Origin of the sequence: Adhaeribacter rhizoryzae (genome assembly GCF_008629685.1) — a bacterium.
Taxonomy (GTDB): domain Bacteria; phylum Bacteroidota; class Bacteroidia; order Cytophagales; family Hymenobacteraceae; genus Adhaeribacter; species Adhaeribacter rhizoryzae.
Genome location: NZ_VWSF01000034.1, coordinates 25,872 through 51,902 on the forward strand (window position 1 = coordinate 25,872; position 26,031 = coordinate 51,902).

Consider the following 26,031-nt stretch of genomic DNA (forward strand, 5'->3'; position numbering starts at 1 on the left):
ACCCAATGTTATCTTTTCTGAAATCTTCTTTTTGGTCGTTGCTGTCGGTGGGCTCCCGTACGGTTAGTGCTTTAATTATAAATAAAATAATTGCCGGTCAGTTTGGCCCCCAAGGCATCACGCTGCTCTCGCATTTTCAGAACTTAGTAACGCTGGCTACTACTATTCCCATCGAAGGCATAAACGTAGGCCTGGTTACTTATTTGGCGGGCAAAGAACCCAACAGCACAAATTACCGTCGGTATTATATGGCCGGCATATTTTGGCAGGTGTTGGTATTTTTTGTGGTAACCGGTATAATTCTGAGTCAACAGCATTTTTACCTGGGTACCTTTCTGCAACAAGTTAACCCGGTTAGCTGGGGCATATTTTTCTTTCTGGGCCTGGTGTTTTTTTTAGTAACCGCTTACCTGCAAACGCTTATGCTGGCCCGGCAGGAACTGCGGGCTTATACTATTTTAATATTTGTTTCCAGTGTTTGCAGCGCTCTTTTTATCTGGTTATTTCTGCGGGAAATACCTTTAGCCAGTATATTATTGCTGTACCTGGCCAGCCAAGGTGTAACGGCAGTTGTGGCGCTAATTATTGCGGCCCGCAAAGGTTGGTTACCTGCCTGGACTTGGGAAGGCCTGAACAAACCTATATTGCGCGATATTGGTAAATTTATTTTAATGGCGCTTACGCTGGCCATTTGTTCTAAACTGGTAAACTTTTACGTGCGCGATTTAATGATCAAGCGCTTCGATTTGTACCAGACCGGTTTGTGGCAGGCCATGGTTAAGCTATCAGATAATTATACAATGCTTTTTACTTCGCTTATCAGCATGGTATATTACCCCCGGGTAGCTGCCTTAGTTCAACAGCCCGAAGCTTTGCGGCGGTACGTGCGGCAGGTATTTTTTATATTAGTGCCAGCCATTGCGGCGGGTTTGCTGTTGTTTTACGGGCTGCAGCGGTGGTTTATTATTTTGTTGTTTAACCCGGATTTTTTACCCGGCGCTTATTTGCTCGATTACCAGGTATTAGGCGATTTTTTTAAAATGTCGGCCTGGATATTATCTTACCTCATGATGGCCCAGGCTCGCACCGGTTTGTATATTTTGGTGCAGGTGGTAGCTGCCGGTTTGTACTTGCTTATTCTTTTCTGGCTGGTAAATAAATACGGCTTACCCGGCGTTACCATGGCCCATTGTGTTAGTTTCGGGTTATTTCTGGTGTTTAACCTTATTTTTTTCCGGAAGTTAATATTCTGATGCAGCCACTGGTAAGTATTATTTGCCTTTGTTATAACCACCGGCCGTATTTGCCGGAAGCCCTGGCTTCCGTTCAAAACCAGACGTACCCCAACTTGGAAATAATTATAGTAGACGATGCCAGCACCGATGACAGCGCCGAATGGCTGACTAATTATTGCCAACAATATCCACAAATTAAATATATCCAACACACCCAAAACACCGGCAATACCCGCGCCTTCAACGAAGCCTTTAAACTTTCTGCCGGCGAATTTATTATTGATTTTGCCACCGACGATGTGTTATTGCCCAACCGGGTAACCGAACAGGTAAAAGCTTTTCAGGGCTTAGACCAAACCTATGGCGTGGTATATACCGATGCAGAATTGATAGACGAATATTCTAAATCAATCGGACACTTTTACCAGCGCGATGCGCAGGGCAAGGTTATTTCCCGCACCCCTTCGGGCTACGTTTTTACCGATATTTTAAAATACGCTTTTCTTTGTCCGCCCACGCTTATGTTCCGGCGAACTTTACTCGAAAAAACCGGCTGCTACGACGAAACGCTGGCTTACGAAGACTTTGACGTGTGGGTGCGATCGGCACAGGAATTCCAGTTTTATTTCCTGGATAAAATATTAACCCGCCGCCGGGTACACGCCGCTTCTTTATCGCATCAATTATACACGCCCGGCGATAAACAACTGACTTCTACTGTAATAATTTGCCGAAAAGCGCAAAAATTAATCCGAACATCCGCCGAGAAGGAAGCTTTAATAATACGCGTGAAATCTGAACTGCGGCAAGCCGTTTTTACCCAGAACTTTCCGGAAGCGCGGGAGTTGGTAAGATTACTGGAAGAACTCACCTATTTAAATTGGCCCTACCAGTTGTTAAAATGGGCGGCCGTGTCGGAAATCCGTCTAGGTTTTATCCGGAAATGGTATTACCATTGGGTTTACAATAAAGCCTGAGCATGACTAAGAGATTTTTCGGGAAGTTAGAAGCGCTTTACGCCCGCCGGGTAGATGCCCTGGGTTTAGCTTTTTTCCGGATAGCCTATAGCCTGGTTTTATTACTGGAAGTAAAACAGCTTTTTACCTTCCGGAGTCTTATTTTTACCGAGGTTTCTACGCCCATTTACTTGATTACAAGTTTGCTTTTGGTATGGGCAGTGGCTTTGGTTTGCTTGTTCCTGGGTTACTATACGCGTCTGGCTGCCTTAATCAATTATATTATCGGGGTTTACATTGTCTGGCAAATGCCGGACTTTAAATACCACCTCGATTTTGTAATGACAACCGTTAATTTTCTGCTGCTTTTTCTACCGGTCTCCGTCAGTTTTTCGCTCGATGAATATTTAGAAAAGAAACAACAACCACAAAAGCTCCAGTCTACCCAGGTGAGCAGCCTTTATAACTGGTTGCTGGTTATGTTGGGTATTGGTTTAGTTTACCTCGATTCGGCGGTTAATAAATTAGATTCGCCTATGTGGTTATCGGGTTTGGGTTTTTGGCTGCCGAGTTCACTGCCGCAAAACGCCCAAACTAATTTGTCGTGGTTGTTAAATCAGGAATATTTGGCACGGTTTATCGGCTACGGAATATTGGTGTTCGAAATCTCTTTTATTTTTCTTATTCCTTTCCGGGTTCTCCGCTGGCCGCTAATTATTGTTGGTATTTTACTGCACCTGGGTATTGGCCTTGCTTATCCTATTCCGCACTTTGCTTTGCTGATGTTGGCCCTGTATATTCCCTTATTGCCAGATATTTTTTGGCAAAAATTGCGCAGGGTTTTTAGGTTGCCACAACTCCAAACCAAAGCAGCGGTTAACGTTTCGGATGAACTGAAATCTGCCGGAGGTATTCGCAGCAAAAGCACTTGGCTAACTTTATTTATGTTATACGCGGTTGTGGGGCAAATTATGTGTATGCTGGCCGCGCCGTTAGTACAGGATTTTGCAACTAAAAATCAGTTAAAAGGTATTCTGACGACATCGCAATATTTATTTAAGCCCTTTTATTTTGTAAATCAGAAGCTGCTGGGCATTGTATCGCACGATATTTTTCTGGATAAGCATTTTGCAGATTTCGACCAGCTAATAAATATTAGTTATTTGGAAATTAACGGTAATATAAAACCATTGCCACTTTTTACCCAAACCGGTCAGCCCGGCGCTTACAGCACCGGCCGCCTCTGGACCAAGTGGGCGTACCGCGTAACCGGAGCCAACCCAGATAAAGAAAAGCTAGCAGCCGGCATCGAGCAATTTGCCTTTTTCTGGGCCAGGCAGCAGAAAATAAATTTAGATATTGCGGTTTTCCTGGTCCGAATTAAAAGAATAGAAACAATAAATAATTGGGAGAAACATTTCCTGAACCACCAAATAAACCAGCCTTGGATAACGGTGGGGCGGGTAGTATGGCAAAATCAGCAAAGCCGGATTGAATGGTTTAGGGGGAAAGAATTACAGAAGAAAAATAATCTGTAAACCGGTTGGGTTCCGATTTTTAATTATAACTGCTTAATATTGCCGGGTAAATTTAAACATAACAGGTGCCAGCTAGCCAGGAAAAAGTTATTCAGGTTGTTCGTTATTCCCCAACGTACCGGGATTTGTGGAACCAATTCAACCACCAGGCCATAAATGGATTATTTTTATTCGACCGGAATTACCTCGAATACCACCAGCAACGTTTCCAGGATCATTCTTTATTATTTTTTCAGGAAGAAAAATTAATTGGTATTTTCCCGATGAACGAAAATGCTGGTGTTGCTTTTTCGCACCAAGGCTTAACGTTTGGGGGCTTACTAATTGGACCGCGGCTGAAAATTCATGGTTACCTAGCCGCTTTTGAAGCGCTATTAAATTACTTACGGCAACTTAAATTCACGAAGCTTATTTACAAAGCAATACCTTTTATTTTTCAGCAGCAGTTGGCGCTCGAAGACCATTATGCTTTTTTTAGGTATGGCTTTGTGCTAAAAAACCGGAGCCTTTCTTCTTGTATTGATTTAAGCCAGCCCGTACCGTATACCAAAGGCCGCAAGTGGAGTTTAGCGAAAGCGTTACAAGCTAACTTAACTGTAACCGAATCGGAAGATTATGTAGCTTTTATGCAATTGGTTGGGCAAATTCTGGAAACTAAATACGCGGTGCAGCCTACCCATACCACCGAAGAAATAATTTACCTGGCCGGCAAATTTCCGCAAAATATTAAACTGCTGGCTGTTTATCAGCAGCAGGAAATGATAGGCGGCACCATTATTTACCTGAGTAGCCAGGTTGTGCACTTGCAATATATTGCCACCAACGATGCCGGTAAGAAATTGCACGCTCTGGATTTAATCATACATCATCTGATTCAGACCTATCGGGCAGAAAAGAAATATTTAAACTTTGGAATCTCGCCGGGTCCGGATGCCTACGGGTTAAATACCGGCCTCATTCAAAATAAGGAAAGTTACGGAGCCCGGAGTTTACCGCACGATATTTACGAGCTAACCTTGTAACCTATGCGCGTGCATGATAAATAAAGGTAGCATTTTAAATAAATCTGCAGCGTTCTGGCTACCAGTTTTACTTTTCGGCCTTACGTATTTGCTGCTGGGTTTTCACTACGAAACCAACGACGATGTAATAATCTCGCTGCTTTTGCGCGGCATTCTCGTTCAGCCGCCTTTAAGCGATTTATCGTTGTATTTTCATGGTCTGAGCCACGGATTGACATTGCTCTATAAACTGGCTCCGCAAATTCCTTGGTACGGCATGTTGTTGTATGCCCTGCTTTTTACCGCTACCGTTTTGGCTTTTATCTTTCTGCAAGGTCACGGATTGGTTCGCAAGCGATTTTGGTGGGCCTGGTTCTTTTTGTTTTTTCTGGCCGGTTGGTACGAGCATATTTTCTGGTTTAATTACATGCGGGTGCCCTTATTATTAACAGGTACTTGTTATTTACTTTTCCTGAGCCTGTGGGGTAATAAAAATAATTTGTTTGTAAGAATAATGTTGGGCTTGCTGTTTCTACTAGCGCTGTGCATTCGGCCTAGTGCGGCTTTGTTAGGGTTAGCGGTAGTTTGGCCGGCTACCTTCCTGTTATTACCCAATAAAGTAAAGGCCTGGTTAAAGTGGCAATCATTGCTATGGTTTGCAGTTATTGGCCTTGGTTTTTTTGTTGGGCTACATTTTACCCAATCGCCTGCTGCAAAAGAATACCAGCGCCTGGATTGGCTAAAATCTACCGTAATAGATTTCGAAATTTACGAAGCGCAACCCCAAACAGATGCCGATAAATTAGCTTTTAAAGCAATTACCCAATGGTTTATTGTTGATAAGCAAGTCATTAATGAGGCCTATTATGCACGCGCCGGAAGCATTAACTTATCTTATATATTATTAAAAGTAGCGCCAATTAAACTAGCAGCTTTGATCACGTTGTTGCTGCGCGATCATTTTCTGGTGCTGGCACTTAATGTTTTTTTATTAATATTTATATTATTCAATCATCAGCGGTACGCGGGTTTTAACCGGAAAATAATATTTGCCTACCAAGTATATTTTTGGTTATTAATATTGGCAATTGGTATATTTATGAAATTGCCGCCGCGGCTTATTACCCCTTGTTTAAGTTTATATACGTTGGTAAATGCCGCCGTATTTTTAAGATTTAACTACCCGGCAGCGCCTAAATTTAGAGCCAGTAAATTAATAGGGTTAATATTCGTGCTTTTGTTAGGGCTGCAACTTTTTAAAATAGTTAACCGGGCCAAGTGGCAAAAAACAAATCAAGAAAATAATGAGGCATTTATTGCTACCGTTAAAAATTCATTTCCGGAAAAAATAGTAGTTACCAGTGTGTTGCCCGATTATTTTCGGTCGCTTTCGCCTTTCCGGAATTATAATTTTGGGCCTAAGGCAATATTTTTATTAACGGGTTGGCAAACATTAGATCCGGCAAATCAGGTATACTTTAAAAAACTTACCGGACAATCAGATTTTGCTAAGGCAGTTATTGCATTAGCGGGGCGTGCAAACACAGTTTGGCTTATGTCGCCTGAATTTTATAACTTTCTGCAAACGTATTTTAAGATTTTTTGCGGGCAAAATTTAACTTTAAAACCCGGTCAGAATTTAATTGAAGGCAATGCGCCGGTCCAAATTTATTGGCCAGCTAATTTGCCGTAAAATTTAATGGCTTTCTTAAAACATTAAGCATTACTTACATCTTTAACCGGTATAACTACGTATTAAAAGCAACTAAGAAAGTTATTTCTGGTTAAATATAAGTAAATGGGTGGCAACGCTTAAAATAAAGTTAGTATATTTGGTGTTTAATATTTTTATAGTATAAATTAAATGATTGCAGCTATCTCTTCCCGGGTGGAAGTCCTCAAGTATTTAGAATCGTTTGTAGCCGAAAATTTATCCAGCTTCTTGAAAACGGTTGAAGAAAGCTGGCAACCTGCGGATCTGTTGCCGGACCCTCGTCTGGATAACTTTTTTGATGAAATAAAGCTATTGCGGGAGCGGGCTAAATCGCTATCCTACGATTTGTTTGCCGTTTTAATCGGCGATACCATTACCGAAGAAGCCCTGCCAACCTACGAAAGTTGGCTTTTCTCGATCACCGACATGCCCAATAACCCCGACAGCGCCTGGACCAAATGGAACCGCGGCTGGACTTCGGAAGAAAACCGGCACGGCGATTTGCTCAACCGCTATTTGTTTTTATCGGGCCGCGTAAATATGCGCGAAATGGAAGCTTCTACGCAATATTTAATTGCCGATGGCTTTGATTTGCAAACCGACATGGACCCGTACCGGAGCTTTGTATATACCAGCTACCAGGAAACCGCTACGCAAATATCGCACCGCCGCGTAGCCCAAATTGCTAAACGCGAAGGCGATGTGGTGCTGGCTAAATTGTGCGGTTATATTGCCGGCGACGAAGCCCGCCACGCCAAAGTGTATAAATCTTTTGTAGATAAAATATTTGAAGTAGACCCGAGCGAAATGATGCTGGCCTTCGAAGATATGATGCGCAAAAAGATTGTGATGCCGGCCCACTACATGCGCGAATTAGGCGTTGAAATTGGTCAAACTTTTGGTCACTTTACTGATGCCGCCCAGCGAATTGGCGTTTATACCTCGCACGATTACGTAAATATTCTGGAAGATTTAATTAAAGACTGGAAGGTAGAGCACATTACCGGCATGAATGAAGCTGGCGAAAAAGCCCGTGATTACATTATGGCCCTACCCAACCGGTTAAAGCGGGTAGCCGAACGCATGAAGCCGCCCCAAAGAGAATATAAATTCCGTTGGATTGATTAATTTCTAAATTATATAAAACAAAAGCCCTGGTTTAATTAAATCAGGGCTTTTGCTTTATATTTAATACAGTTAGTAAATTTTTATTGTTATAGCTGCATTTCTGCTTTTCGGCATAGCTTTCTAGATCTAATTTTCGTATAGCTTTTTTGTTTCCCTAATATTTATCTAATACTATTATCAAGTGGGTAATGCGTCATCTACAGGCGTCATGTTGAGCCTGTCAAAATAGCTGAATCTACTTTTATACAGTAGTAATAGTTCCTTCGACAAGCTCAGGATGACCAATAATGTAGACTTTAGCGCAGGTTTCGCTTTATGATGGTATAATCAGCTAAATAACTTAAATTTTTAAGTATGAAATTCACTAAACAATAGCCTTTTGCGTTTGTTTAAGTACTAAACACTAAAACCAGCACCCACCCGGAAGCAATCAGTTAGCGCAGCCGAAAAACAGGAGTAAAAAGAAAATCTGTTTCACCTTACTAAGCAATTATTCTGGTTAAGTAGTTTTGTTTGTACCGGCCTTTACCTGCTCATTCGTTATTAAACCGCAACTTGGCAGAAAGGCAGCAGAAAATCAGCCGGAATTGTTGTAAATTAGGGTTATGGATTTAGTGCAGTTGAAAAATTTTCTAGCAATTTAAATTTTATAGAATATGGCAGCCGGATATAGATTTACCGATTATATACCACCCCAAGACGATAAAACCGGGTTTGAGTCGTTGCTGCAGATTTTTATGCAGCTTATTACCATTACGTCCGGCGATGTGGGCGAAGCGCTTTCGTGGCTTAGCTCCCTGGATAAACAATATAACCTCACCAATAACGAGTACGGCATTGGTAACTTTATTGAAGACCTGAAAGCCAAAGGCTATATTGATGAAAATGAACAGCAGAAAGGCTCTTTTGAGCTTACCTCTAAAAGCGAAATAAACCTGCGCCGCAGTGCTTTAGAAGAAATATTTGGTAAGCTGAAAAAGTCGGGCAAAGGCAACCATACTACGCCGCATACGGGGCAAGGCGACGAGGCCAGCACCGATCGGCGGGAGTTTCAGTTCGGCGATACGCTGGAGCAGATTGCCATGACCGATTCTATCCGGAATGCGCAGTTAAACCACGGCTTGGGCGATTTTTTCCTGACCGAAAATGATTTGGAAGTAACCGAGCGGGAACACAAAAGCCAGACTTCTACCGTACTCATGATTGATATTTCGCACTCGATGATTTTGTACGGCGAAGACCGGATTACGCCTGCCAAAAAAGTTGCCATGGCTTTGGCCGAGCTGATTACGCAGAAGTACCCGAAAGATACTTTGGATATTATTGTTTTCGGCAACGATGCCTGGCAGATTACGATTAAAGATTTGCCCTATTTAACCGTAGGGCCTTACCATACCAATACCGTAGCGGGTCTGGAACTGGCCATGGATATTCTGCGCAAGCGCAAAGCTGCCAATAAGCAAATATTTATGATTACCGATGGCAAGCCAACCTGCCTGAAAGAAGGCTTACGTTATTACAAAAACAGCTTTGGCCTGGACCGAAAAGTAGTAAATAAAACCTTGACCCTGGCTGCCCAATGCCGCCGGATTAAAATACCAATTACCACGTTTATGATTGCCTCCGACCCGTATTTAAAGCAATTTGTAGATGAATTTACGAAAGTAAACAACGGCAAAGCTTATTACAGCAGCCTCAAAGGTTTAGGCCACTTAATATTTGAAGACTACAGCCGCAATCGGCGGAAAACATTTTAAGTAAGTACTAATATTTACATTCATTTTGAATTTATTATTGATGTTACGCAGAATTTAAAATCATCATGAGGGTATCCACACCTGTCATTCAGGAGGAAACTATTTAGCAAGCAGCCAAATAGTTTCCTCCTGAATGACAGGTGTAACCTTCTGAAAGCGAATGAATACATGACTTAATTTTGCGTACTGTCATTTTTATAGTTAAGAGCTATTATCCATTGTAAAAACTGATTCATGAATTATAAAGATGTCACCCCCCAGAATTTATTAAAAATTACGACGCTTGGGCAATTGCGGGCGGCTGGTTACGAACCTAAATCAGTAAAACAGGAATTGCGCGATAATTTAATTGCAAAACTCCGGAACAAGGAAGAAGTTTTCCCGGGCATCTGGGGCTACGAAGAAACCGTTATTCCGGATATGCAGCGGGCTATTTTATCGATGCACCACATTAACCTGCTCGGTTTGCGCGGACAAGCCAAAACCCGCCTGGCCCGTATGCTGGTTGAATTACTCGATGAATATATTCCGGTTGTAGCTGGCTCTGAACTGAACGATGACCCGCTGCAGCCTTTATCAGTATTTGCGAAACATTTAATTCAGGAGAAGGGTGATGATACGCCGGTAGCCTGGATGCATCGCTCGGAACGTTATACCGAAAAACTGGCCACGCCCGATGTATCGGTAGCCGATTTAATTGGCGATGCCGACCCGATTAAAGCCGCCACTTTAAAACTGCCGTATTCCGATGAGCGGGTTATTCATTTTGGTTTAATTCCGCGTTCGCATAGGGGAATATTTGTAATTAACGAATTACCCGATTTACAGGCCCGTATTCAGGTTTCGCTGTTTAATATTTTGCAGGAAGGCGATATTCAGATTCGGGGTTTTAAAGTGCGTTTGCCGTTAGATATTCAGTTTGTGTTTACGGCTAACCCAGAAGATTATACCAACCGCGGTAGCATTGTAACACCGCTTAAAGACCGTATCGACAGCCAGATAATCACGCATTACCCAAAATCGATTGAGGTGGGTAAAAAAATTACCTTGCAGGAAGCTAGAATTCACGAAGAGCAACAGCAAATTGTTACTACCAACCAATTGGTAAGCGACCTGATTGAACAAGTGGCCATGGAAGCCCGCGAAAGTGAATTTGTAGATGCCAAAAGTGGAGTATCAGCTCGTTTAACCATATCGGCTTACGAAAATACCATTAGCGCCGCCGAACGCCGGGCGCTGATAAACGGCGAAACGCAGACTTTTGTGCGGATAACCGATTTCTTAGCAGCCGTGCCGGCACTTACGGGTAAAGTAGAATTGGTGTACGAAGGCGAGCAGGAAGGCCCGTCTATTGTGGCCCAAAAGCTTATGGGTAAAGCCATCCGGAACCAGTTTCTGAATTATTTCCCGGACCCCGACAAGCAGAAAAAACTAAAAGAGCAAAATGCTTACAAGAAAATAACCGATTGGTTTGGTGAGGGCAATACGTTGGACGTTCTGCAGGATATGTCGGCGGCCGAATACAACAAAAGCCTGAACAGCGTGCCGGGCTTATCTGCGCTGGTAGACAAACTCCACAGTAAATCTGATGCGCAAACCAAATTATTTCTGATGGAGTTCTGCCTGCACGGCTTAGCCGAACACAGTCTTATTAGTAGGAATAAATTAACGGCTGGTTTGCAGTTTAAAGATTTATTAAGCAGTATGTTTACCATGCCCACTTTCTCCGACGACGATGACGACGAGGAAGATTATGGTAAACGCAAGAAGCGGTAATACTTGATTATTTATTTTTCATTAAGAAGAGCAGCCAACGGGCTGCTTTTTTTATTTACTCCTTTTTCTTCCGGACTGCCAATTCTTTATCTATTTTAATAAACCGGTAATCGTAAACAAAAGGCTCTTTAGATTTGAGGCTTACTTTGCTAAAATCAGGGTGACGGGAATTAATTACAAAGTTGTATTCGGCGGGAACCACGGCCGAAGGCACTTTTAAAAGCAAGGTTTTGCCGGCTTCGTACCAAGCCGAACCGATGGGTTGGGTTTGTGCGTAACTGCTTTCTAATTTCCAGCCAGTTGGTAATTCTTGAGGTGTAATGGTAGTAATGGGTAAATCATCTGGTACTTCCAGTATCATTACCACAAATCTTGCACCCAGTATGCCTTGACCCATTTTATGTACCATATTTTCCATGGAAGCCAAAGAGCGACTGGAGCCGGAATAAATAACAAACTGGCCATCGTAGTTCCAGCGGCCCGAGAAGCCAGGCGCGTACAGCCGGTCAGAGAACCGTTCAAAAACAATCCGGTAAAGCTCCATGCTTAAGCAGCGTAGCCGTGGGCCAGGCGCATTAGTTGTTTCTCTACCTCCATAATGCCCGATATAGAATGCAATAATTCCATGGGACTTTTATTTTCCAATCCCGGCGAGGGGATACCCAGCCAATCCATAAATTCCGGCGTAGAGCCAAATAATTCGTCGCCGAATGAAAAAAGGCGATGCAATTGCAAGAGCTTTTCGGCCGAATCGCGGGTAAATAGTTTATTAGATTTGCGGTAATTATCTACTGTTTTGGGATCAATGCCTACCAAACTGGCCAGTTCATCTTTACGCAAGCCCGAGTGCCGGAGTAAATTAATAAAGTAAATGGCATCTACGCCTTCCTGAGCCTTGTTTACTAAAGCCAGGTTATCTTTTACCACAAATAAATCATCAACAAGTGCTGCCATATAAATGCTAATTATTAGTTGCTGATTTAAATATACGGAAATTTTCTAAATAAAAATGAAAATTTCCTGAAAAATATTACTGGTTAGGTTCTGCTGAATCTCTGAAAAGTAAAAAGGTGAGGAATAACATACCTTTTTTAGGTAAGCTCCAGTAAAAGAAAATTCAAAGCTGCCCGAAACCAATAATGGAAATATTCCTAACCGAACTAATAAATGAAAACACACCGGCTTTAATAGCTAGTCCGGCCCAGATGGGCGTAGAAGGTACCATAATTAACCTGGTACAATGGCTGAAATTATTGCTGGAAACTTTAGGCGCGCTGATTATCGGAATTGGGGTATTCATAGCCGGTTATTACTTATTCCGGAGACTGGTACCGCCGGAGCAAACCAATTATAATCGTATCCGGATAATTCTGGCCCGTTATTTAGCGCTGGCGTTGGAGTTTCAGTTAGGAGCCGATATTCTCTCTACGGCTATTGCGCCCAGCTGGGACCAAATTGGTAAGTTAGGCGCTATCGCTATTATCCGAACTGCTCTTAATTATTTTCTATCCAAAGAGATGAAAGAAGAACGGGAAGCCACCGGCCAAACCGACTTAAAAGAAGTACCGGAAAATAAATTAACGTAAAAAGAATACGGCGGAGAAATTTTGAAAACTAAAAGTAGGATTAAGTTTAAGCAAGCGTTCAGGAGCGTATACCTAATTCTTCGTTTTAAAGCCAAATAATCGGCTATTTAGATAAAAGTAGGGCGACAAAATTACTTTAATATACAAATTTTAAATAGTTTATATACTTAAAACTTATTACTTATAACTTTCCACTTACTTAGATAACACAATTATAAAGGAGTAAACACCACACAGCTATATGCCTATTTGGATAATTGCAGGCTTTTGGGGATTATTGGCCGGATCAGCGTTGCTGCTGGGTGCCGCTATCGGTTATTTTGCACCTGTAAGCCAGCGGGTAATTGCCAGTATCATGGCCTTTGGGAGCGGGGTTTTAATTTCGGCGCTGTCTTTAGAGCTGATGGATGAAGCGTTCAGGCAAGGCGGATTTGATGCAACGGCCATAGGCTTTTTAAGCGGAGCGGTTATTTTTACCCTGGCTAACTGGTTATTAACCCGGTGGGGCGCTCACCACCGAAAGCGCTCTGGTACCCAACAACCCACCGAATCCCAAACCAGCGGCAGCGGCATGGCGCTGGCCATCGGGGCCTTAATAGATGGAATACCGGAGTCTATAGTAATTGGCATTAGCATGATTGCCGGTACAGGGGTAAGTTTGGTAGCCGTAGCCGCCATTTTTTTATCTAACCTGCCCGAAGGCTTATCTAGTGCGGCCGGCATGAAAAAAGCAAAACGCTCGGCCGGCTATATTTTTGGGGTTTGGGGAAGCATTGCGCTAATTTCGGGAGGCGCGTCCATTGCCGGATACACCATTTTTGATCATTTTTCCCAGAATGTAATAGCCGGTATAACAGCGCTGGCAGCCGGGGCCATTCTGGCTATGGTAGCCGATACCATGATTCCGGAGGCTTTTGAGGAAGCTCATAATTTTACCGGGCTTATTACAGTACTGGGCTTTTTAACGGCATTCTTTCTGACAAAATTTGCCTAACCATAATAAATAAAAACGCCATCGAATATTTTCAATGGCGTTTTTATTCAGGTAAAATTTAATTAAGCCTCGTTTACCACAATTTTTTCAATCTTATCGCCGGCTTTAATCTGGTCGATTATATCTAAACCTTCTACCACCTTACCAAAGCAAGTATGGTTACGATCGAGGTGAGCAGTATTGCGGCGGCTGTGGCAAATAAAGAACTGGGAACCACCAGTATTACGGCCGGCATGGGCCATCGATAAAACACCCCGGTCGTGGTATTGGTTATCGCCGGTTAGTTCGCAATCAATTTTATAACCTGGGCCACCGGTTCCAGGCTGACCTTTAGCACCTTCACGGGTATTAGGGCAACCGCCTTGTATCACAAAATCCGGAATAACCCGGTGAAAGGCTAAGCCATCGTAATAACCCTTTTGGGCTAAATCAGTAAAGTTTTTAACCGTTTTGGGCGCATCCTGCTCGTAAAACTCTACTTTCATTATGCCTTTCGCGGTGTGGATTTCAGCTGTTTTCATAAATATTTAACTGGTTTAAGTCGTAAACAATCCGGCAAAGTTAAAAATTCAGCCGGAGAGAAATTAGAATAAGTTAATTTTTTACGATTGCTTAGGAATACTATCAACTAATATCTACCGCCGGTTATCTTCTTCGGCCAAAATGCTGCGGTAACTTTCGTAGCGGGTAAGGGCAATCTGGCCGGCCTTAACTGCTGGTATTACGGCGCAACCTGGTTCGTTCAGGTGGCGGCAGTTGTAATATTTGCAATCGTTCATGCGGTCGCGGATTTCCGGAAAAAAATGGCCTAACTCGTTGTTTTCAATATCAACCAACCCCAGTTCTTTAATGCCGGGGGTATCAATAATAAAAGAGTTAGGGTTAACTTCAAACATTTCGGCGAAGGTAGTGGTGTGCTTGCCTTTATCGGAGTAATCCGAAATTTCAGAAGTTTTAAGCGCTAAATCGGGTACCAGTTTATTTATTAAAGTTGATTTACCTACGCCCGAATGGCCCGATACCAAACTGGTTTTATCCTGCATTACGGCTTGTACAGCCTCCAGCCCAATTTCTTTTTCCGCGGAGCAGGAAATGCCGGGGTAGCCAATCTGGCTGTATAAACCCGAAATAGCTTCTTGGTAGCGACGGTCTTCTTCGTCGTATAAATCTATTTTGTTGTAAATAATCGTAACCGGAATATCATAGGCTTCAGCCGTAACTAAAAATCGATCGATAAAACCAAAAGAAGTGCGCGGCGACACCAGCGTAACTACCAGCAAGGCTTGATCCAGGTTGGCCGCAATAATATGGCTGTGCGCCGTTTTGTGCGTCGATTTACGGATAATGTAATTTTGCCGCGGCTCGATGTGGTTGATGATAGCCGTATTTTCTTCGGAAGCTTCCCGCTCAAACATAACCCGGTCGCCAACGGCTAATGGATTGCTAACTTTAGCATCTTTTAGCTTAAACTTACCGCGTAACCGACAAGGATGCAGGTTGCCATCGGCATCGCGCACCAAATACCACGACCCCGTCGATTTAATTACTACTCCTTTCATACTTTTTGCAGCCATTGGTGTACTTGTCCCAGAATAATATCGGTAGCACCGGCCTGTTCGTGTACGTAGTTTTTTGCTTTGCGGGTAATAGCTTCGCGCTCGGCAACATTAGTAGCTATGCGGGTAAAAATAGCAGTTAGCTCCGCCGTATTCTGAATAGGGTTCGCCACGCCCAGTTCTACCAAATCTATTGCTTCCTGAAATTTAAGGTAAGTTGGCCCGAAAAAAAGCGGTAACCCAAAAACCGCCGCCTCCAGCGTGTTGTGCAAGCCTTTGCCAAAAGCCCCGCCAATATAGGCATAGGTGCCGTAGCTATAAAGCGAGGAAAGCATGCCAATATTATCGATTAACAGCACCTGGTAATTGGCTACGGTAGCTTCCTGGGCCTGCGAAAACCGGATGGCTTGCCCTGGTAAATCAGCTACTATTTTATTTAATTCGTCCACATGAATCTCGTGCGGGGCAATAATAAATTTAACCTCGTTGGTGTGCTGCTTTATAAACGGTAGCAATATTTCCATATCCTGGGGCCAACTGCTGCCCACCACAAATATAGGTTTGCCGGCTTTAAATTGCTCTACCAACGGAATAATTTTAACCGATGCCACCGTTTGCAGCACCCGGTCAAAACGGGTATCACCGGCTACCGTAATCTGGTTAAGACCAATATTTTGGAGTAAGGCGGCAGAGGCTTGGTTTTGCGTGAAAATATGCGTGAACAGCTTTAGGATGCCGCGGTAAAAGCCACCGTAAGGTTTAAAAAATAATTGCGAAGGCCGGAAAATAGCCGAAACCGATATAGCCGGAATTTGCCGGCGGTGTAGTTCCGCTAAATAATAATACCAGAACTCGTACTTCACAAAAACGGCAAGCTTGGGCTGTACCAAATCTACAAACCGGCGGGCATTAGCCGCGCTATCCTGGGGCAGGTAAAATATGTAATGCGCACCGGCGTAGTTTTTTCGTACCTCATAACCGGAAGGGGAGAAGAAAGTAAGCAATATTTTATACTGCGGATATTCCGAAGAAAACTTCTCGATTAATGGTCGGCCTTGCTCAAACTCGCCCAACGAAGCACAATGAAACCAAGCCACCGGTTGGGTGTTACCCGCGAGTTTATTTGGAATCTGTTCAAAAATATCTTTCCGGCCGGCTACCCATTGGGCTGCTTTCGCGTGAAAAGGCGCACTGACTTGCAGCAGCAGGCCATAGGCTTTGGTACCAAGAGAGTAGAGGAGGCGCGACAATATTTTAAACGTTATAGGGTACAAAAGTAAAAAGCCCCCGTTTAAAACGGAGGCTTTCTCAAAACTAATATTTAAAAAGAATTAGTTATTAGATAAATAACTGGCAACTCCTTGCGGTGTAGCCAACATGGCTTCTTTACCTTGTTCCCAGTTAGCCGGGCAAACTTCGCCTTTTTCTTCAAAGTGCTGTAAAGCATCAATCATGCGCAGAACTTCTTCTACGTTACGGCCCAGCGGCATATCGTTTACCAATTGGTGACGCACTACGCCTTCTTTGTCGATTAAGAATAAACCACGGTAAGCAGCCGGTTCACCGGTAAAGATCAACTCGCCGGCTTCGTTGTAAGAGTAAGCACCCGCTAATACATCGTAGTTCGTAGCGATGGTTTTAGAAGTATCGGCTACTAACGGGAAAGTAATGCCCTGAATACCACCTTGTTCTTTTGGGGTATTTAACCAGGCAAAGTGGGCAAAATGAGAATCGGTAGAGCAACCAACCACAGCTACGTTACGCGCTTCAAAATCGGCTAAACGCTCCTGGAAAGCAATAATTTCGGTTGGGCAAACAAAAGTAAAATCGAATGGCCAAAAGAAAAATACAACATATTGCTTACCTACATATTGTTCTAAAGAGAAATTTTCTTCGAATTCTTCGCCGTTTACCACAGCGGTAGCGCTAAAAGAAGGGGCTTTTTTTCCGACTAATACTGCCATAATTAAATTATTTAGATTTAGGGTTTAGATTAAAAATTTAGGTTTAAGCTATTTTTCAATAAAAAATATTCAGGTTAAAACTTAATTGCCAGCGCTTTTGGGCAGCCGTTTCTGAGGTAATTAAAATTGCCGAAATCTCCTGGCCAGCTTCGTGATGCAATCATTTGGATGGTGGTTTTCAGCGCATTGGCCGATAATTGGGTTTGCAACGCCAAATGGTCAATCTCCGGTTTAAGCGACAAAGCAGCTAATAAAATTTATTTATCTCTGATAATTTTGCAAAGCTATAGCCTTTTCGTTAATAAATCAAAAATATTCTAAAATTTGGTTGATTGCCTTTAACTACCGGGTTGGTAAATAATTAAGAAGAAAAGTAGGGTAAAGTCTTGGCTTTTTAGCGGAGCAGCCAACGTGTATTATCTCCAAATTGAAGAGGTAAAACATTGGTAAAGCGCTAGTTGCTAATACGCTGGGTTCGAAATCATTTAAGAGTAATATTTTACCAGAAAAATATAATTAACTATATTTGATGATTAAGGTTAGCTTAGTCGTTCTGAGTAAATCCTGATTTATATCTTTTGCTTAGCGCAATTTGTCAAGAGAATTTTTTGGGTTATACAACAGGAAATAGAGCCAAGCCGGTTGAAATTTAAATTCGCGTAAGTTTATATTATTAATGACCTCTAAAAGAATATTTTTTTCCTTCGCTTTTATTTTTTGTATTCTTTTTGCGGCGACTGCCCAAACCAAAAAAAGCGGTTCATCGGTTTCGCCGGCTCCTGCCAAACCCGATAATATTCCGGTATTTTTCAAAACAAATCAGCTTTGGGTCGATTCGGTTTTTGCAACCCTTAGTCCCGATGAACGGATTGGCCAGTTAATTATGGTGGCGGCTTATTCTAACCGGAATAAAAAATTTGAAGATTCTATTGCCAATGTAATTGCCCGGCATAAAGTAGGTGGCCTGGTGTTTTTCCAGGGCGGACCCGTGCGGCAAGCCAAACTAACCAACCGCTACCAAAGCATTTCTAAAGTACCGCTGCTGATTGCCATGGATGCCGAATGGGGCTTGGGTATGCGCCTCGATAGCACGGTAAAGTTTCCGTACCAGATGAGCATGGGCGGCATCCAGAACGAAAAACTGATTTACGATATGGGTGCCGAAGTAGCCCGTCAGTTTAAGCGCATTGGCATGCACATTAATTTTGCCCCGGTAATAGATGTAAATAATAACGCCGATAACCCGGTTATTAATTTCCGGTCTTTTGGGGAGAACAAGCACAATGTAGCCCGCAAAGGCGCGGCTTACATGAAAGGCATGCAGGACAAAGGCATAATGGCCTGCGCCAAACACTTTCCGGGCCACGGCGACACTGACGTAGATTCGCATTATTCTTTGCCTAAAATTTATTACAACCGCAAGCGCCTCGATACCTTAGAAATGTACCCGTTTAAAGAGTTGATGCGGCAAGGCCTAGGTTCGGTAATGGTAGCGCACTTAAATATTCCGGCCCTCGATACTACCACCAATTTGCCTTCTACGTTGTCTAAACCCATTGTAACCGATTTGCTCAAAAACGAACTGGGTTTTAAAGGCTTGGTAATTTCGGATGCCATGAACATGAAAGGCGTAACGAATAATTTTCCGGACGGTACCGCCGATGTAAAAGCTATTTTGGCCGGCAACGATATTATTGAATTTTCGGAAAACGTAGAACGGGCAATTACTTTAATTCGCGAAGCCATAGCCAAAAACCAAATTACCCAGGAAGAAATTGACCAGCGCGTAAAGAAAATATTAGCGGCTAAATATTGGGCCGGTTTGCACAAGTTTAAACCAGTAGCGTTGAAAAATTTGTATGCGGATTTAAATAACCCGATGGCTAATTTCATCAACCGCAAACTCACCGAAATGTCGGTGACGGTGCTGCGCAACAACCGCAATACCTTGCCTGTAAATAACCTGGATACCCTCCGGATTGCGGCCCTCGCCATTGGGGTTAAAACCGCCACCCCTTTTCAGCAAATGCTGAACCGCTACGCGCCCACCGATAATTTTTTTCTGCCGGCTAATGCTTCTATCGATTACCTGCGCGATCTGAAAAACAAGTTACAGAAGTATAATTTAATAATTGCGGGCGTACACGATTTAAGCGCCCGGCCCGCCAGCAACTACGGCGTGAGCGCCGAAACCGTGGTTTTTGTAAAAGAACTGGCTAAAGGCAAGAAAACCATTCTGAGCATTTTTGGTAATGCTTATTCTTCCGCCAAATTCCAGGATTTAGATAAACTGAACGCGGTTATTATGGCTTACCAGGAATCGGTGAATGCGCAGGAAGTGGCGGCCGAAATAATATTTGGTGGTTTAGGCGCTAAGGGACGTTTACCGGTTACGACTTCGCCGGCTTACAAAGCCAGTATGGGCATAGCTACAACGGGCGGCACCCATTTTAAATACAGCTCACCCGAAGATATTGGTTTAAGTTCCAAAACTTTCAGCCGCATCGATTCCTTGGTGCAGATTGCCATTCGGGAGAAAGCCATACCGGGCGCCCAGGTGTTGGTAGCCAAAGGTGGTAATGTTATTTACCAGAAATCGTTCGGGTATCATACTTACGAAAACAAGGTGCCGGTTAATAATTCCGATATTTACGATCTGGCTTCGGTAACCAAAATAAGTACTTCTATTGCGGCCCTGATGAAACTGCAGGACGAAGGCAAATTTGATTTTAATAAAACCGTAGGCGATTATTTGCCGGAGTTTCGGGGTTCGAGCAAAGAAAACTTGGTGTTTAAAGAAATATTAGCTCACCAGGCCCGGCTCCAGGCCTGGATTCCGTTTTGGCAGGTTACCAAAAAGAAAAACGGCAAATTTAAGTGGTATACCTTTAAAGCCGATTCGTCGGCCCGGTTCCCGACAAAAGTGGCGCAGAATTTATACATGCACCGCAACTACCACAATAAAATATACAAACAAATAAAAGAATCGCCGCTGAACGAAAAAGCCGGTTACGTGTACAGCGATTTATCTTTTTACCTGTACCCGGTTATTGTGGAGCGCCTGACCGGCAAAAAGTTTGAAGAATATTTGAAAGAAAACTTTTACAAACCGTTGGGTGCCCAAACGCTTACTTTTACTCCGGAAAAATATTTCCCGCATAGTCGCATTGTGCCCACCGAGTACGATTCTTTGTTCCGGAAGCAATTATTGCACGGAACCGTGCACGACGAAGGAGCTGCCATGCTGGGCGGTGTATCGGGCCATGCCGGTTTGTTTGGCAACGCCAACGATTTAGCTAAACTCATGCAAATGTATTTGCAAAAAGGTGAAGTGGCCGGGCGGCGCTACATCAGCGAAGCTACTTTAAACACTTACACCAGTTGCCAATTTTGCCCCACTAACCGCCGGGCTTTGGGCTTCGACCGCATTAATTCGCCGTACGTCGAGAACGGCAATGCAGCCAAAGGTGCTAGCCCGGAAAGTTTCGGCCATTCGGGCTTTACCGGTACTTTCACGTGGGTAGATCCCAAGTACGATTTGGTGTATGTCTTTTTATCGAATAGGGTACACCCCACGCGCAACAATAATAAACTGAGCCAGTTAAATACCCGCACCGCCGTGCAGCAGGTTATTTACGATGCCATTGAAGAGGCTGCCAAAACCCAGGCCCGTCGGCAATAGGTTTAATATTTAATTAAATAAAAAACAGGGGTAGCAATATTTTAATTGCTACCCCTATTTTTTTGTTATAATATAGCTAATTAACTTTCAGTTACCTGGGCTGCTTTACGGTTAATATTGTTCTTGGCTAAATCGTTTAGTTTGGTATCGGTATTTTGCTCTTCCTGCAAAGTTTGGCGCAGCAGTTCGGCCACCACTTTAAAACCTAAGCCATCGGCCAGGTGAGCGGCCGTTCCGTAACCCGAAATTTCATAATGTTCAATTTTTTGCGCACCGCAAATTAAAGCTGCATCTAAAGCTTCGGGCGTGGCATCTTGGTGCATTACTTTTTCGCCTTCGGCAATTAAGCCTTTCATGCTGGGGTTATCATCGCCTTCCACCTTAATATTTAGCAGTTCCGCGGCCTGTTTCAGGCGTTCTATTTGTTGCTTGGTTTCGTCGAGGTGTTGCGTAAAAGCGGCTTTAAGGCTACTGTCCTGGGCATTTTCGATCATGCGGGGCAAGGCTGCTACTAATAATTCTTCGCCGCTGTAAAGTACCTGTATTTCGTGGTATAGTAAATCGCTCAAATCTTTTAATTCGCTCATAGTTTTATCTGTTTAGGTTATAAATTTTGCGTAAGCCTTATCTGTTACGCGTTAGCTTGGCTGGAGTTGGTAAAGAATTTATTGTTTTAGAAAGAAGTTAGGCCGCGTTGGAGCACCAGTAAAATAATTGCGAACCGAGCAATATTTACGTATATTTCTGATAAGCAACAGGTAAATATTGTAGGTGCTGTTGCACAGGTGCAGAAGTCCGGCTTTTTATGCTGAAAAGAAATATTAAATTATTTAGTAAAGGTTTTACGCTTGATTAATCATTTAACTATGTTACATGCTATTTATAGTTGCTTATCAGGAGAAACCCGGCGCTGCCTGAAAATTATGAGTTTAATATTGCTGCTGGGTGTTACCGTGGTGCCGCAGGTTTGGGCGCAGGAAGCAGATAGAATAAGGGTAAAGGTGGGCGACAAGATAGAAAGCCATGAATTTGCTTCGGCGGCTTACCGTTACCCGGTTTTTAAAGATGCGGTTATTAATTACACCACTGGCGGTCTGGCCCAGGGAAAGTTGAATTACCACCAAATATTGAGTGAAATGCACTTTATCGGGCCCAAAGGCGACACGCTGGCGTTAGATAATTTGTATCTGGTAAAGTTTGTGGCTATCGGAGATACCAAGTTTTACTACGACCCGGAAAGGAAAGGTTTCGGCGAAGAAATTGCTGATTTTAAAACAGTAAAGCTTTTGATAAAGCATAAATTTAAACCCTCTGATAAAGAAAGAGGCGTTGCTTACGGGCAATATTCAAACGCATCGGCAACTAAAACCTACAGCACTTACGCGGTTAATGGGCAAATTCAACAGTTAAGCCCCAACGAATATTTAGTTTACGCCAAAATGGCTAATTATTTTATCACTGATCAGAACAATCAATTTTATCTGGCCAATAAAGCATCAGTAGTAAAAATATTTAGTAAGCAGAAAACCGCTATAGGCAATTTTATTAAAGAAAACCGGATTGATTTTCAGAAGGAAGATGACTTGAAAAAATTACTTACTTTTTGCACCCAATAACCTCTATAAGAGATAAAAAGTAGTAACTGAAATATTAGTATTTCGATTTTTTGCCAAATTTAGTCTTCTAAACTTTTTAAAATGCCCATTAGATTTAGCTGAAACATAAACAGACGGGTTTCGGAGCGGGAATAGCGATAAGTGGCATTGCCGTTCTGATCTACCAGCACATCTCCTTTTTTTACGTAGGTGGCCAAAGGGCTTTCTAAATATACCAATCTTAAATCGGCGTAAAAGCTTTTGCGGGTATTAAGCGCAAACGAAACGCCTGCAGCCAACCCATAATTAATTACCGTACTGGTTTGTTTACCAACTACTATGGGGTCTTCGTCGCGTAAAGAGGTGAAAAAGTCTTCTTTAATTTTAGTGCGGGAATTAAAAACCGTAATGCCGGCCAGGCCATCGAGGTAAGGAGTGGCAAAGGTTAAGCGCCGGGGCTTCAGCCTTACGAGGGCGTGCATGGGAATTAGGCTGTGCGTGGTTTTTACTTTATAGGCGTTGCTGCCGGTGCCTACAGGTTGTTTTTCGATGCCAATGGGCAAGTAGCTAAAGGTAGCGCCTAGTTCAACGGGGGCAGTACCCGCCATTGGCCGGACGGTAAACCCGAAGGTGCCGCCTTTGCCGCGCCCGCTGGGGTAGGTTTCCCGGAACTGACCGGTTGGTTGTGTGTAAGCCATGCCAATAAATGCAGAGCCGGTTGCCCTGCCGGGCAAAAGCATCTGGGCCCGCACCAGGTGGTTCAGTCCTAAAAATACAAGCACGTAGACCAACGCATATTTCATACTTCAAAATTAAATATTCTGCGGGTTAAGTCCTTTCAAAAAGTTCTTAATAGTTTTGGTAAAAATTAACTCTAAGCCTCCGCCGCCGTTTATTGGTAGAATTATTGCTTTATAGTCAAAAATTTGAGGCAAACCTTTTATAATAATATTTTGTCCTGTTAGTAGGTTATTAATTTTTATGATAAAATCAACTTATATTTTAGCTTTTGGTTTATTGTTTAACCAATTAGCAAAGCCGGAGGTTGCGGTGGCTAATTCGCAGCGCAAAACAGATAAAATTACCCCGGCCGATACGCTGTCCAAAGCGCCGGCGAACTGGTTTAACCTGGACCCCCGCGACAATCAGGTAATGGGGGTAAGTACCGAAAAAGCTTACGAATATTTAAAAAACCGGCCTTCTAAAACTGTAATTGTTGCGGTTATAGATAGTGGGATTGATATTGTGCACGAAGACTTAAAAGATAAAATCTGGCGCAACGAAAAAGAGATACCCGGCAATGGTAAAGACGACGATAATAACGGCTACATAGACGATATAAACGGATGGAATTTTATTGGGGGCAAAGATGGCCGCAACGTAGAGCACGATACCCAGGAACTAACCCGTTTGTACGTGCAGTTGCGCGATAAATTTGAAGGACCGGCGGGTGCAAAGCTTCAGAAGAAAAGAAAAGAAAAAAAGAATTTTGCGCTCTATCAGGAAATAAAAGCTGCGTACGAAAAAGAACTGAAAGAAACCCAGGAGCAATATTCGCAATTTCAGCAATTGCAAGGGGCTTACCAGAATGCCACCGCTATTTTAAAGAACCAGTTAAACAAAGAAGATTTTACCCTGGAAGATCTGGAAAAACTAAATTCTACGAACCAGCAGGTAAACCAGGCCAAAGCCATTATGTTGTTTATGGCCGAGAATAATTTTACCAAAGAAACCTTTGCCGAAGGCGAAGATTACTTTATGAACAAATTAAAGTATAACCTGAACCCTAATTTTAATCCGCGCGATATTGTTGGTGACAATTATGATAATGTAAAGGAAAGAAACTACGGTAACAGCGATGTAACCGGTTCTTATGCCGACCATGGTACGCACGTTGCCGGTATAATTGGGGCTAATCGCACGAATAATTTGGGTATTAAAGGTATTGCGGATAACGTTAAAATTATGGTAGTTCGGGCCGTACCCAACGGCGACGAACGCGATAAAGATATAGCGAATGCTATTTATTACGCCGTTGATAATGGCGCGCAGGTAATAAACATGAGCTTTGGTAAAGAATATTCTCCGCAAAAAGAAGCCGTAGATGCAGCGGTTAAATATGCCGCCGATAAAGGCGTGGTATTGGTACACGCCGCCGGCAACGATGGCAAAAATATTGACCAGGAAAAAAATTACCCCAGCAAAATATTGGCTAACAACAAAGAAGTAAATAATTGGATAGAGGTGGGCGCTTCTTCGTTTAGCGGCAGTGGTAAACTGGTCGGCGATTTCTCTAATTACGGTAAAAAAAGCGTAGATGTGTTTGCGCCCGGCGTAGATATAAATTCAACTATCCCAAAACAAGGCTACAAAGAAAACAGCGGTACCAGTATGGCGGCGCCGGTAACCAGCGGCGTTAGTGCATTGCTGTTATCGTATTATCCTAATTTAACAGCCGTTCAGGTGCGCGATATTATTCTGCAATCTACTTACAAAGTAAACGATTTAAAGGTGAATGTTCCCGGTGCTCAGGAAGGTAAAACGCAGCAGGTGCCTTTAACAGATTTATCGGTAACCGGCGGCATTGTAAATGCCTACGAAGCGGTAAAACTAGCCGAAACCATCAGCACCAAGCAATAGTCTTTAAATTTTATTGCTGCTCAGAACCAGAAAGGCCACTTGAATAAAGTGGCCTTTCTGGTTGTAGTAATAATTCCTATTATCATTATTTCATGGGAAGGCTGAACAGGCATTATTCTAAAATGAAGGTTCTTTGTTGTGCATTCAGGATGCTTTGGAATGCTGTGGTACTTTTTCGGCCTTTTAGCTTTCGCTGGTGCGGCCTTTCTTCTGGAATAGATTAACCCTTCCGCCCTCCGGGCACCTTCCCTAAATTAGGGCTACGATTAGGACACAAATTTTTGGGCCAGGGTCCACCCGTGCAAGATATGCTGGAAGTAATTCCAACCGCGCAAAAGGGTAATCACCCCCGCCTGCTTTTCGTGGGGTTTCCACCCGCCTAATCGGGCTATTATCCAGTAGCACCATTGTAAAGAGTCTTGGGGGTAAGGATTCCGCTGCTTGGCTGTTTTTCCTTCATAACGTTTTTGTAAAGCCTGCATACAAGCGACTTCCTGCTGGGTAAAGCTTTCTGCCAGCGGCACGGCTTCTTTCTGTTTAGAAGCCAGGTGCAAGAGCATTATCTTGCTAGCGGCAAACAAAGCCAGCAGCGTGAGTTGCACTAAAGCTTTGCCGGTTTCTAAATCCAGCAGTTCCACCTGCAAGCCTTTCTGCTTTAACAGCCGGAAGACCTGCTCAATGTTCCAGCGCAGACTATACCAGTAGATTAGCTGCTGCGCCTGTTGTTGCGTTTGGATGGCATGGGTCGTGAGCAAGCGCCAGTAAATGGGCGCTTGCCCGGCGGGTGCATCTATTTCCTTGGCTTCTACCACATACAGGGCTTTGCCCACGCCTTTCATAACTAACCCCACTTTTGCCCAGCGTAAAGCCACTACCGCTTGCCTGGCTACGCGGCCGCGGCGGGTTTCG

The 26,031-nt window shown here is 43.3% G+C and carries 23 protein-coding genes; 13 read left to right on the forward strand and 10 right to left on the reverse strand.

The features are described 5' to 3' along the window. Positions 1–5 precede the first annotated feature (5 nt). The 8 genes from F0145_RS24800 (at position 6) to F0145_RS24835 (ending at position 11,105) form a co-directional block, all read left to right on the forward strand. A complete protein-coding gene (locus F0145_RS24800) occupies positions 6–1,253 on the forward strand; it encodes an oligosaccharide flippase family protein (RefSeq protein WP_150093164.1) in 1,248 nt (415 codons plus the stop codon). Further along, positions 1,253–2,212, forward strand: a complete 960-nt coding sequence (locus F0145_RS24805) for a glycosyltransferase family 2 protein (RefSeq protein WP_150093166.1) — start codon at positions 1,253–1,255, stop codon at positions 2,210–2,212. Before F0145_RS24800 ends, F0145_RS24805 begins: the two co-directional genes overlap by 1 nt. 2 nt (positions 2,213–2,214) lie before the next feature. Further along, a complete protein-coding gene (locus F0145_RS24810; RefSeq protein WP_150093168.1) occupies positions 2,215–3,729 on the forward strand; it encodes an HTTM domain-containing protein in 1,515 nt (504 codons plus the stop codon). 65 nt (positions 3,730–3,794) lie between these two features. After that, a complete protein-coding gene (locus tag F0145_RS24815) occupies positions 3,795–4,751 on the forward strand; it encodes a GNAT family N-acetyltransferase (RefSeq protein ID WP_150093170.1) in 957 nt (318 codons plus the stop codon). A 13-nt stretch (positions 4,752–4,764) separates the two neighbouring features. Beyond that, positions 4,765–6,423 (forward strand): hypothetical protein, encoded by a 1,659-nt coding sequence (locus tag F0145_RS24820; protein WP_150093172.1) that lies wholly within the window; start codon positions 4,765–4,767, stop codon positions 6,421–6,423. A gap of 171 nt (positions 6,424–6,594) precedes the next feature. Next, positions 6,595–7,572 (forward strand): acyl-ACP desaturase, encoded by a 978-nt coding sequence (locus F0145_RS24825; protein ID WP_150093174.1) that lies wholly within the window; start codon positions 6,595–6,597, stop codon positions 7,570–7,572. 656 nt (positions 7,573–8,228) lie between these two features. Further along, entirely contained in the window at positions 8,229–9,329 is a 1,101-nt protein-coding gene (locus F0145_RS24830) for a vWA domain-containing protein (RefSeq protein ID WP_150093176.1), read from the forward strand. 234 nt (positions 9,330–9,563) lie between these two features. Further along, positions 9,564–11,105 carry a sigma 54-interacting transcriptional regulator gene (locus F0145_RS24835; RefSeq protein ID WP_150093178.1) on the forward strand — a complete coding sequence of 514 codons (1,542 nt, stop codon included), beginning with the start codon at positions 9,564–9,566 and terminating at the stop codon, positions 11,103–11,105. A 55-nt stretch (positions 11,106–11,160) separates the two neighbouring features. On the opposite strand, the gene F0145_RS24840 is transcribed toward F0145_RS24835, so the two are convergent. Then, complete coding sequence (locus tag F0145_RS24840) at positions 11,161–11,649, reverse strand: RES family NAD+ phosphorylase (protein ID WP_150093180.1); 489 nt, start codon at positions 11,647–11,649, stop codon at positions 11,161–11,163. 2 nt (positions 11,650–11,651) lie between these two features. After that, positions 11,652–12,059, reverse strand: coding sequence for a type II RES/Xre toxin-antitoxin system antitoxin (gene parS / locus F0145_RS24845; RefSeq protein ID WP_150093182.1), 408 nt, complete (start codon positions 12,057–12,059; stop codon positions 11,652–11,654). Between the two features lie 185 nt (positions 12,060–12,244). Here parS and F0145_RS24850 point away from each other — a divergent pair, with 185 nt between their 5' ends. Beyond that, positions 12,245–12,691 (forward strand): DUF1622 domain-containing protein, encoded by a 447-nt coding sequence (locus tag F0145_RS24850; RefSeq protein WP_150093184.1) that lies wholly within the window; start codon positions 12,245–12,247, stop codon positions 12,689–12,691. Positions 12,692–12,932: 241 nt separating this feature from the next. Further along, positions 12,933–13,685: a ZIP family metal transporter gene (locus F0145_RS24855; RefSeq protein ID WP_150093186.1), complete on the forward strand. Its 753-nt coding sequence runs from the start codon at positions 12,933–12,935 to the stop codon at positions 13,683–13,685. 62 nt (positions 13,686–13,747) lie between these two features. On the opposite strand, the gene F0145_RS24860 is transcribed toward F0145_RS24855, so the two are convergent. The 5 genes from F0145_RS24860 to F0145_RS26390 form a co-directional block, all read right to left on the reverse strand. Further along, complete coding sequence (locus tag F0145_RS24860) at positions 13,748–14,206, reverse strand: peptidylprolyl isomerase (RefSeq protein ID WP_150093188.1); 459 nt, start codon at positions 14,204–14,206, stop codon at positions 13,748–13,750. A gap of 114 nt (positions 14,207–14,320) precedes the next feature. Continuing rightward, positions 14,321–15,259: a ribosome small subunit-dependent GTPase A gene (gene rsgA / locus F0145_RS24865; protein ID WP_223816228.1), complete on the reverse strand. Its 939-nt coding sequence runs from the start codon at positions 15,257–15,259 to the stop codon at positions 14,321–14,323. Further along, positions 15,241–16,491: a 3-deoxy-D-manno-octulosonic acid transferase gene (locus tag F0145_RS24870; protein ID WP_150093190.1), complete on the reverse strand. Its 1,251-nt coding sequence runs from the start codon at positions 16,489–16,491 to the stop codon at positions 15,241–15,243. Before F0145_RS24870 ends, rsgA begins: the two co-directional genes overlap by 19 nt. An 81-nt stretch (positions 16,492–16,572) precedes the next feature. After that, positions 16,573–17,205: a peroxiredoxin gene (locus F0145_RS24875; protein ID WP_150093192.1), complete on the reverse strand. Its 633-nt coding sequence runs from the start codon at positions 17,203–17,205 to the stop codon at positions 16,573–16,575. A 74-nt stretch (positions 17,206–17,279) separates the two neighbouring features. After that, positions 17,280–17,447 (reverse strand): hypothetical protein, encoded by a 168-nt coding sequence (locus tag F0145_RS26390; protein WP_190277637.1) that lies wholly within the window; start codon positions 17,445–17,447, stop codon positions 17,280–17,282. A gap of 434 nt (positions 17,448–17,881) precedes the next feature. Here F0145_RS26390 and F0145_RS24880 point away from each other — a divergent pair, with 434 nt between their 5' ends. Further along, positions 17,882–20,887, forward strand: coding sequence for a glycoside hydrolase family 3 N-terminal domain-containing protein (locus F0145_RS24880; RefSeq protein WP_150093194.1), 3,006 nt, complete (start codon positions 17,882–17,884; stop codon positions 20,885–20,887). A gap of 80 nt (positions 20,888–20,967) precedes the next feature. Here the strand turns inward: F0145_RS24880 and F0145_RS24885 are convergent, their stop codons facing one another. After that, positions 20,968–21,474 carry a YciE/YciF ferroxidase family protein gene (locus F0145_RS24885; RefSeq protein ID WP_150093196.1) on the reverse strand — a complete coding sequence of 169 codons (507 nt, stop codon included), beginning with the start codon at positions 21,472–21,474 and terminating at the stop codon, positions 20,968–20,970. Between the two features lie 279 nt (positions 21,475–21,753). Between F0145_RS24885 and F0145_RS24890 the strand changes: the two genes are divergently transcribed. After that, the gene (locus F0145_RS24890) at positions 21,754–22,503 is read left to right on the forward strand and encodes a hypothetical protein (RefSeq protein ID WP_150093198.1); all 750 of its coding nucleotides are present in this window, start codon (positions 21,754–21,756) and stop codon (positions 22,501–22,503) included. Between the two features lie 59 nt (positions 22,504–22,562). Here the strand turns inward: F0145_RS24890 and F0145_RS24895 are convergent, their stop codons facing one another. After that, positions 22,563–23,285, reverse strand: a complete 723-nt coding sequence (locus tag F0145_RS24895; protein WP_150093200.1) for a hypothetical protein — start codon at positions 23,283–23,285, stop codon at positions 22,563–22,565. A gap of 178 nt (positions 23,286–23,463) precedes the next feature. Here F0145_RS24895 and F0145_RS24900 point away from each other — a divergent pair, with 178 nt between their 5' ends. Beyond that, positions 23,464–25,122 carry a S8 family serine peptidase gene (locus F0145_RS24900; RefSeq protein WP_223816229.1) on the forward strand — a complete coding sequence of 553 codons (1,659 nt, stop codon included), beginning with the start codon at positions 23,464–23,466 and terminating at the stop codon, positions 25,120–25,122. A gap of 266 nt (positions 25,123–25,388) precedes the next feature. Here F0145_RS24900 and F0145_RS24905 read toward each other — a convergent pair. Beyond that, positions 25,389–26,031: transposase (locus F0145_RS24905; protein ID WP_150093204.1), on the reverse strand; the 643-nt coding region annotated here is incomplete at its 5' end.

Bases quoted from the DNA above. Each gene is read 5' to 3' on its own strand.
- F0145_RS24900 (WP_223816229.1), top strand. From the start codon at position 23,464: ATGATAAAATCAACTTATATTTTAGCTTTTGGTTTATTGTTTAACCAA.
- F0145_RS24855 (WP_150093186.1), top strand. From the start codon at position 12,933: ATGCCTATTTGGATAATTGCAGGCTTTTGGGGATTATTGGCCGGATCA.
- F0145_RS24860 (WP_150093188.1), bottom strand. From the start codon at position 14,206: ATGAAAACAGCTGAAATCCACACCGCGAAAGGCATAATGAAAGTAGAG.
- F0145_RS24830 (WP_150093176.1), top strand. From the start codon at position 8,229: ATGGCAGCCGGATATAGATTTACCGATTATATACCACCCCAAGACGAT.
- F0145_RS24820 (WP_150093172.1), top strand. From the start codon at position 4,765: ATGATAAATAAAGGTAGCATTTTAAATAAATCTGCAGCGTTCTGGCTA.
- F0145_RS24800 (WP_150093164.1), top strand. From the start codon at position 6: ATGTTATCTTTTCTGAAATCTTCTTTTTGGTCGTTGCTGTCGGTGGGC.
- F0145_RS24805 (WP_150093166.1), top strand. From the start codon at position 1,253: ATGCAGCCACTGGTAAGTATTATTTGCCTTTGTTATAACCACCGGCCG.
- F0145_RS24810 (WP_150093168.1), top strand. From the start codon at position 2,215: ATGACTAAGAGATTTTTCGGGAAGTTAGAAGCGCTTTACGCCCGCCGG.
- rsgA (WP_223816228.1), bottom strand. From the start codon at position 15,259: ATGGCTGCAAAAAGTATGAAAGGAGTAGTAATTAAATCGACGGGGTCG.
- F0145_RS24885 (WP_150093196.1), bottom strand. From the start codon at position 21,474: ATGAGCGAATTAAAAGATTTGAGCGATTTACTATACCACGAAATACAG.
- parS (WP_150093182.1), bottom strand. From the start codon at position 12,059: ATGGCAGCACTTGTTGATGATTTATTTGTGGTAAAAGATAACCTGGCT.
- F0145_RS24875 (WP_150093192.1), bottom strand. From the start codon at position 17,205: ATGGCAGTATTAGTCGGAAAAAAAGCCCCTTCTTTTAGCGCTACCGCT.
- F0145_RS24835 (WP_150093178.1), top strand. From the start codon at position 9,564: ATGAATTATAAAGATGTCACCCCCCAGAATTTATTAAAAATTACGACG.
- F0145_RS24850 (WP_150093184.1), top strand. From the start codon at position 12,245: ATGGAAATATTCCTAACCGAACTAATAAATGAAAACACACCGGCTTTA.
- F0145_RS24880 (WP_150093194.1), top strand. From the start codon at position 17,882: ATGACCTCTAAAAGAATATTTTTTTCCTTCGCTTTTATTTTTTGTATT.
- F0145_RS24890 (WP_150093198.1), top strand. From the start codon at position 21,754: ATGTTACATGCTATTTATAGTTGCTTATCAGGAGAAACCCGGCGCTGC.
- F0145_RS24895 (WP_150093200.1), bottom strand. From the start codon at position 23,285: ATGAAATATGCGTTGGTCTACGTGCTTGTATTTTTAGGACTGAACCAC.
- F0145_RS24840 (WP_150093180.1), bottom strand. From the start codon at position 11,649: ATGGAGCTTTACCGGATTGTTTTTGAACGGTTCTCTGACCGGCTGTAC.
- F0145_RS24825 (WP_150093174.1), top strand. From the start codon at position 6,595: ATGATTGCAGCTATCTCTTCCCGGGTGGAAGTCCTCAAGTATTTAGAA.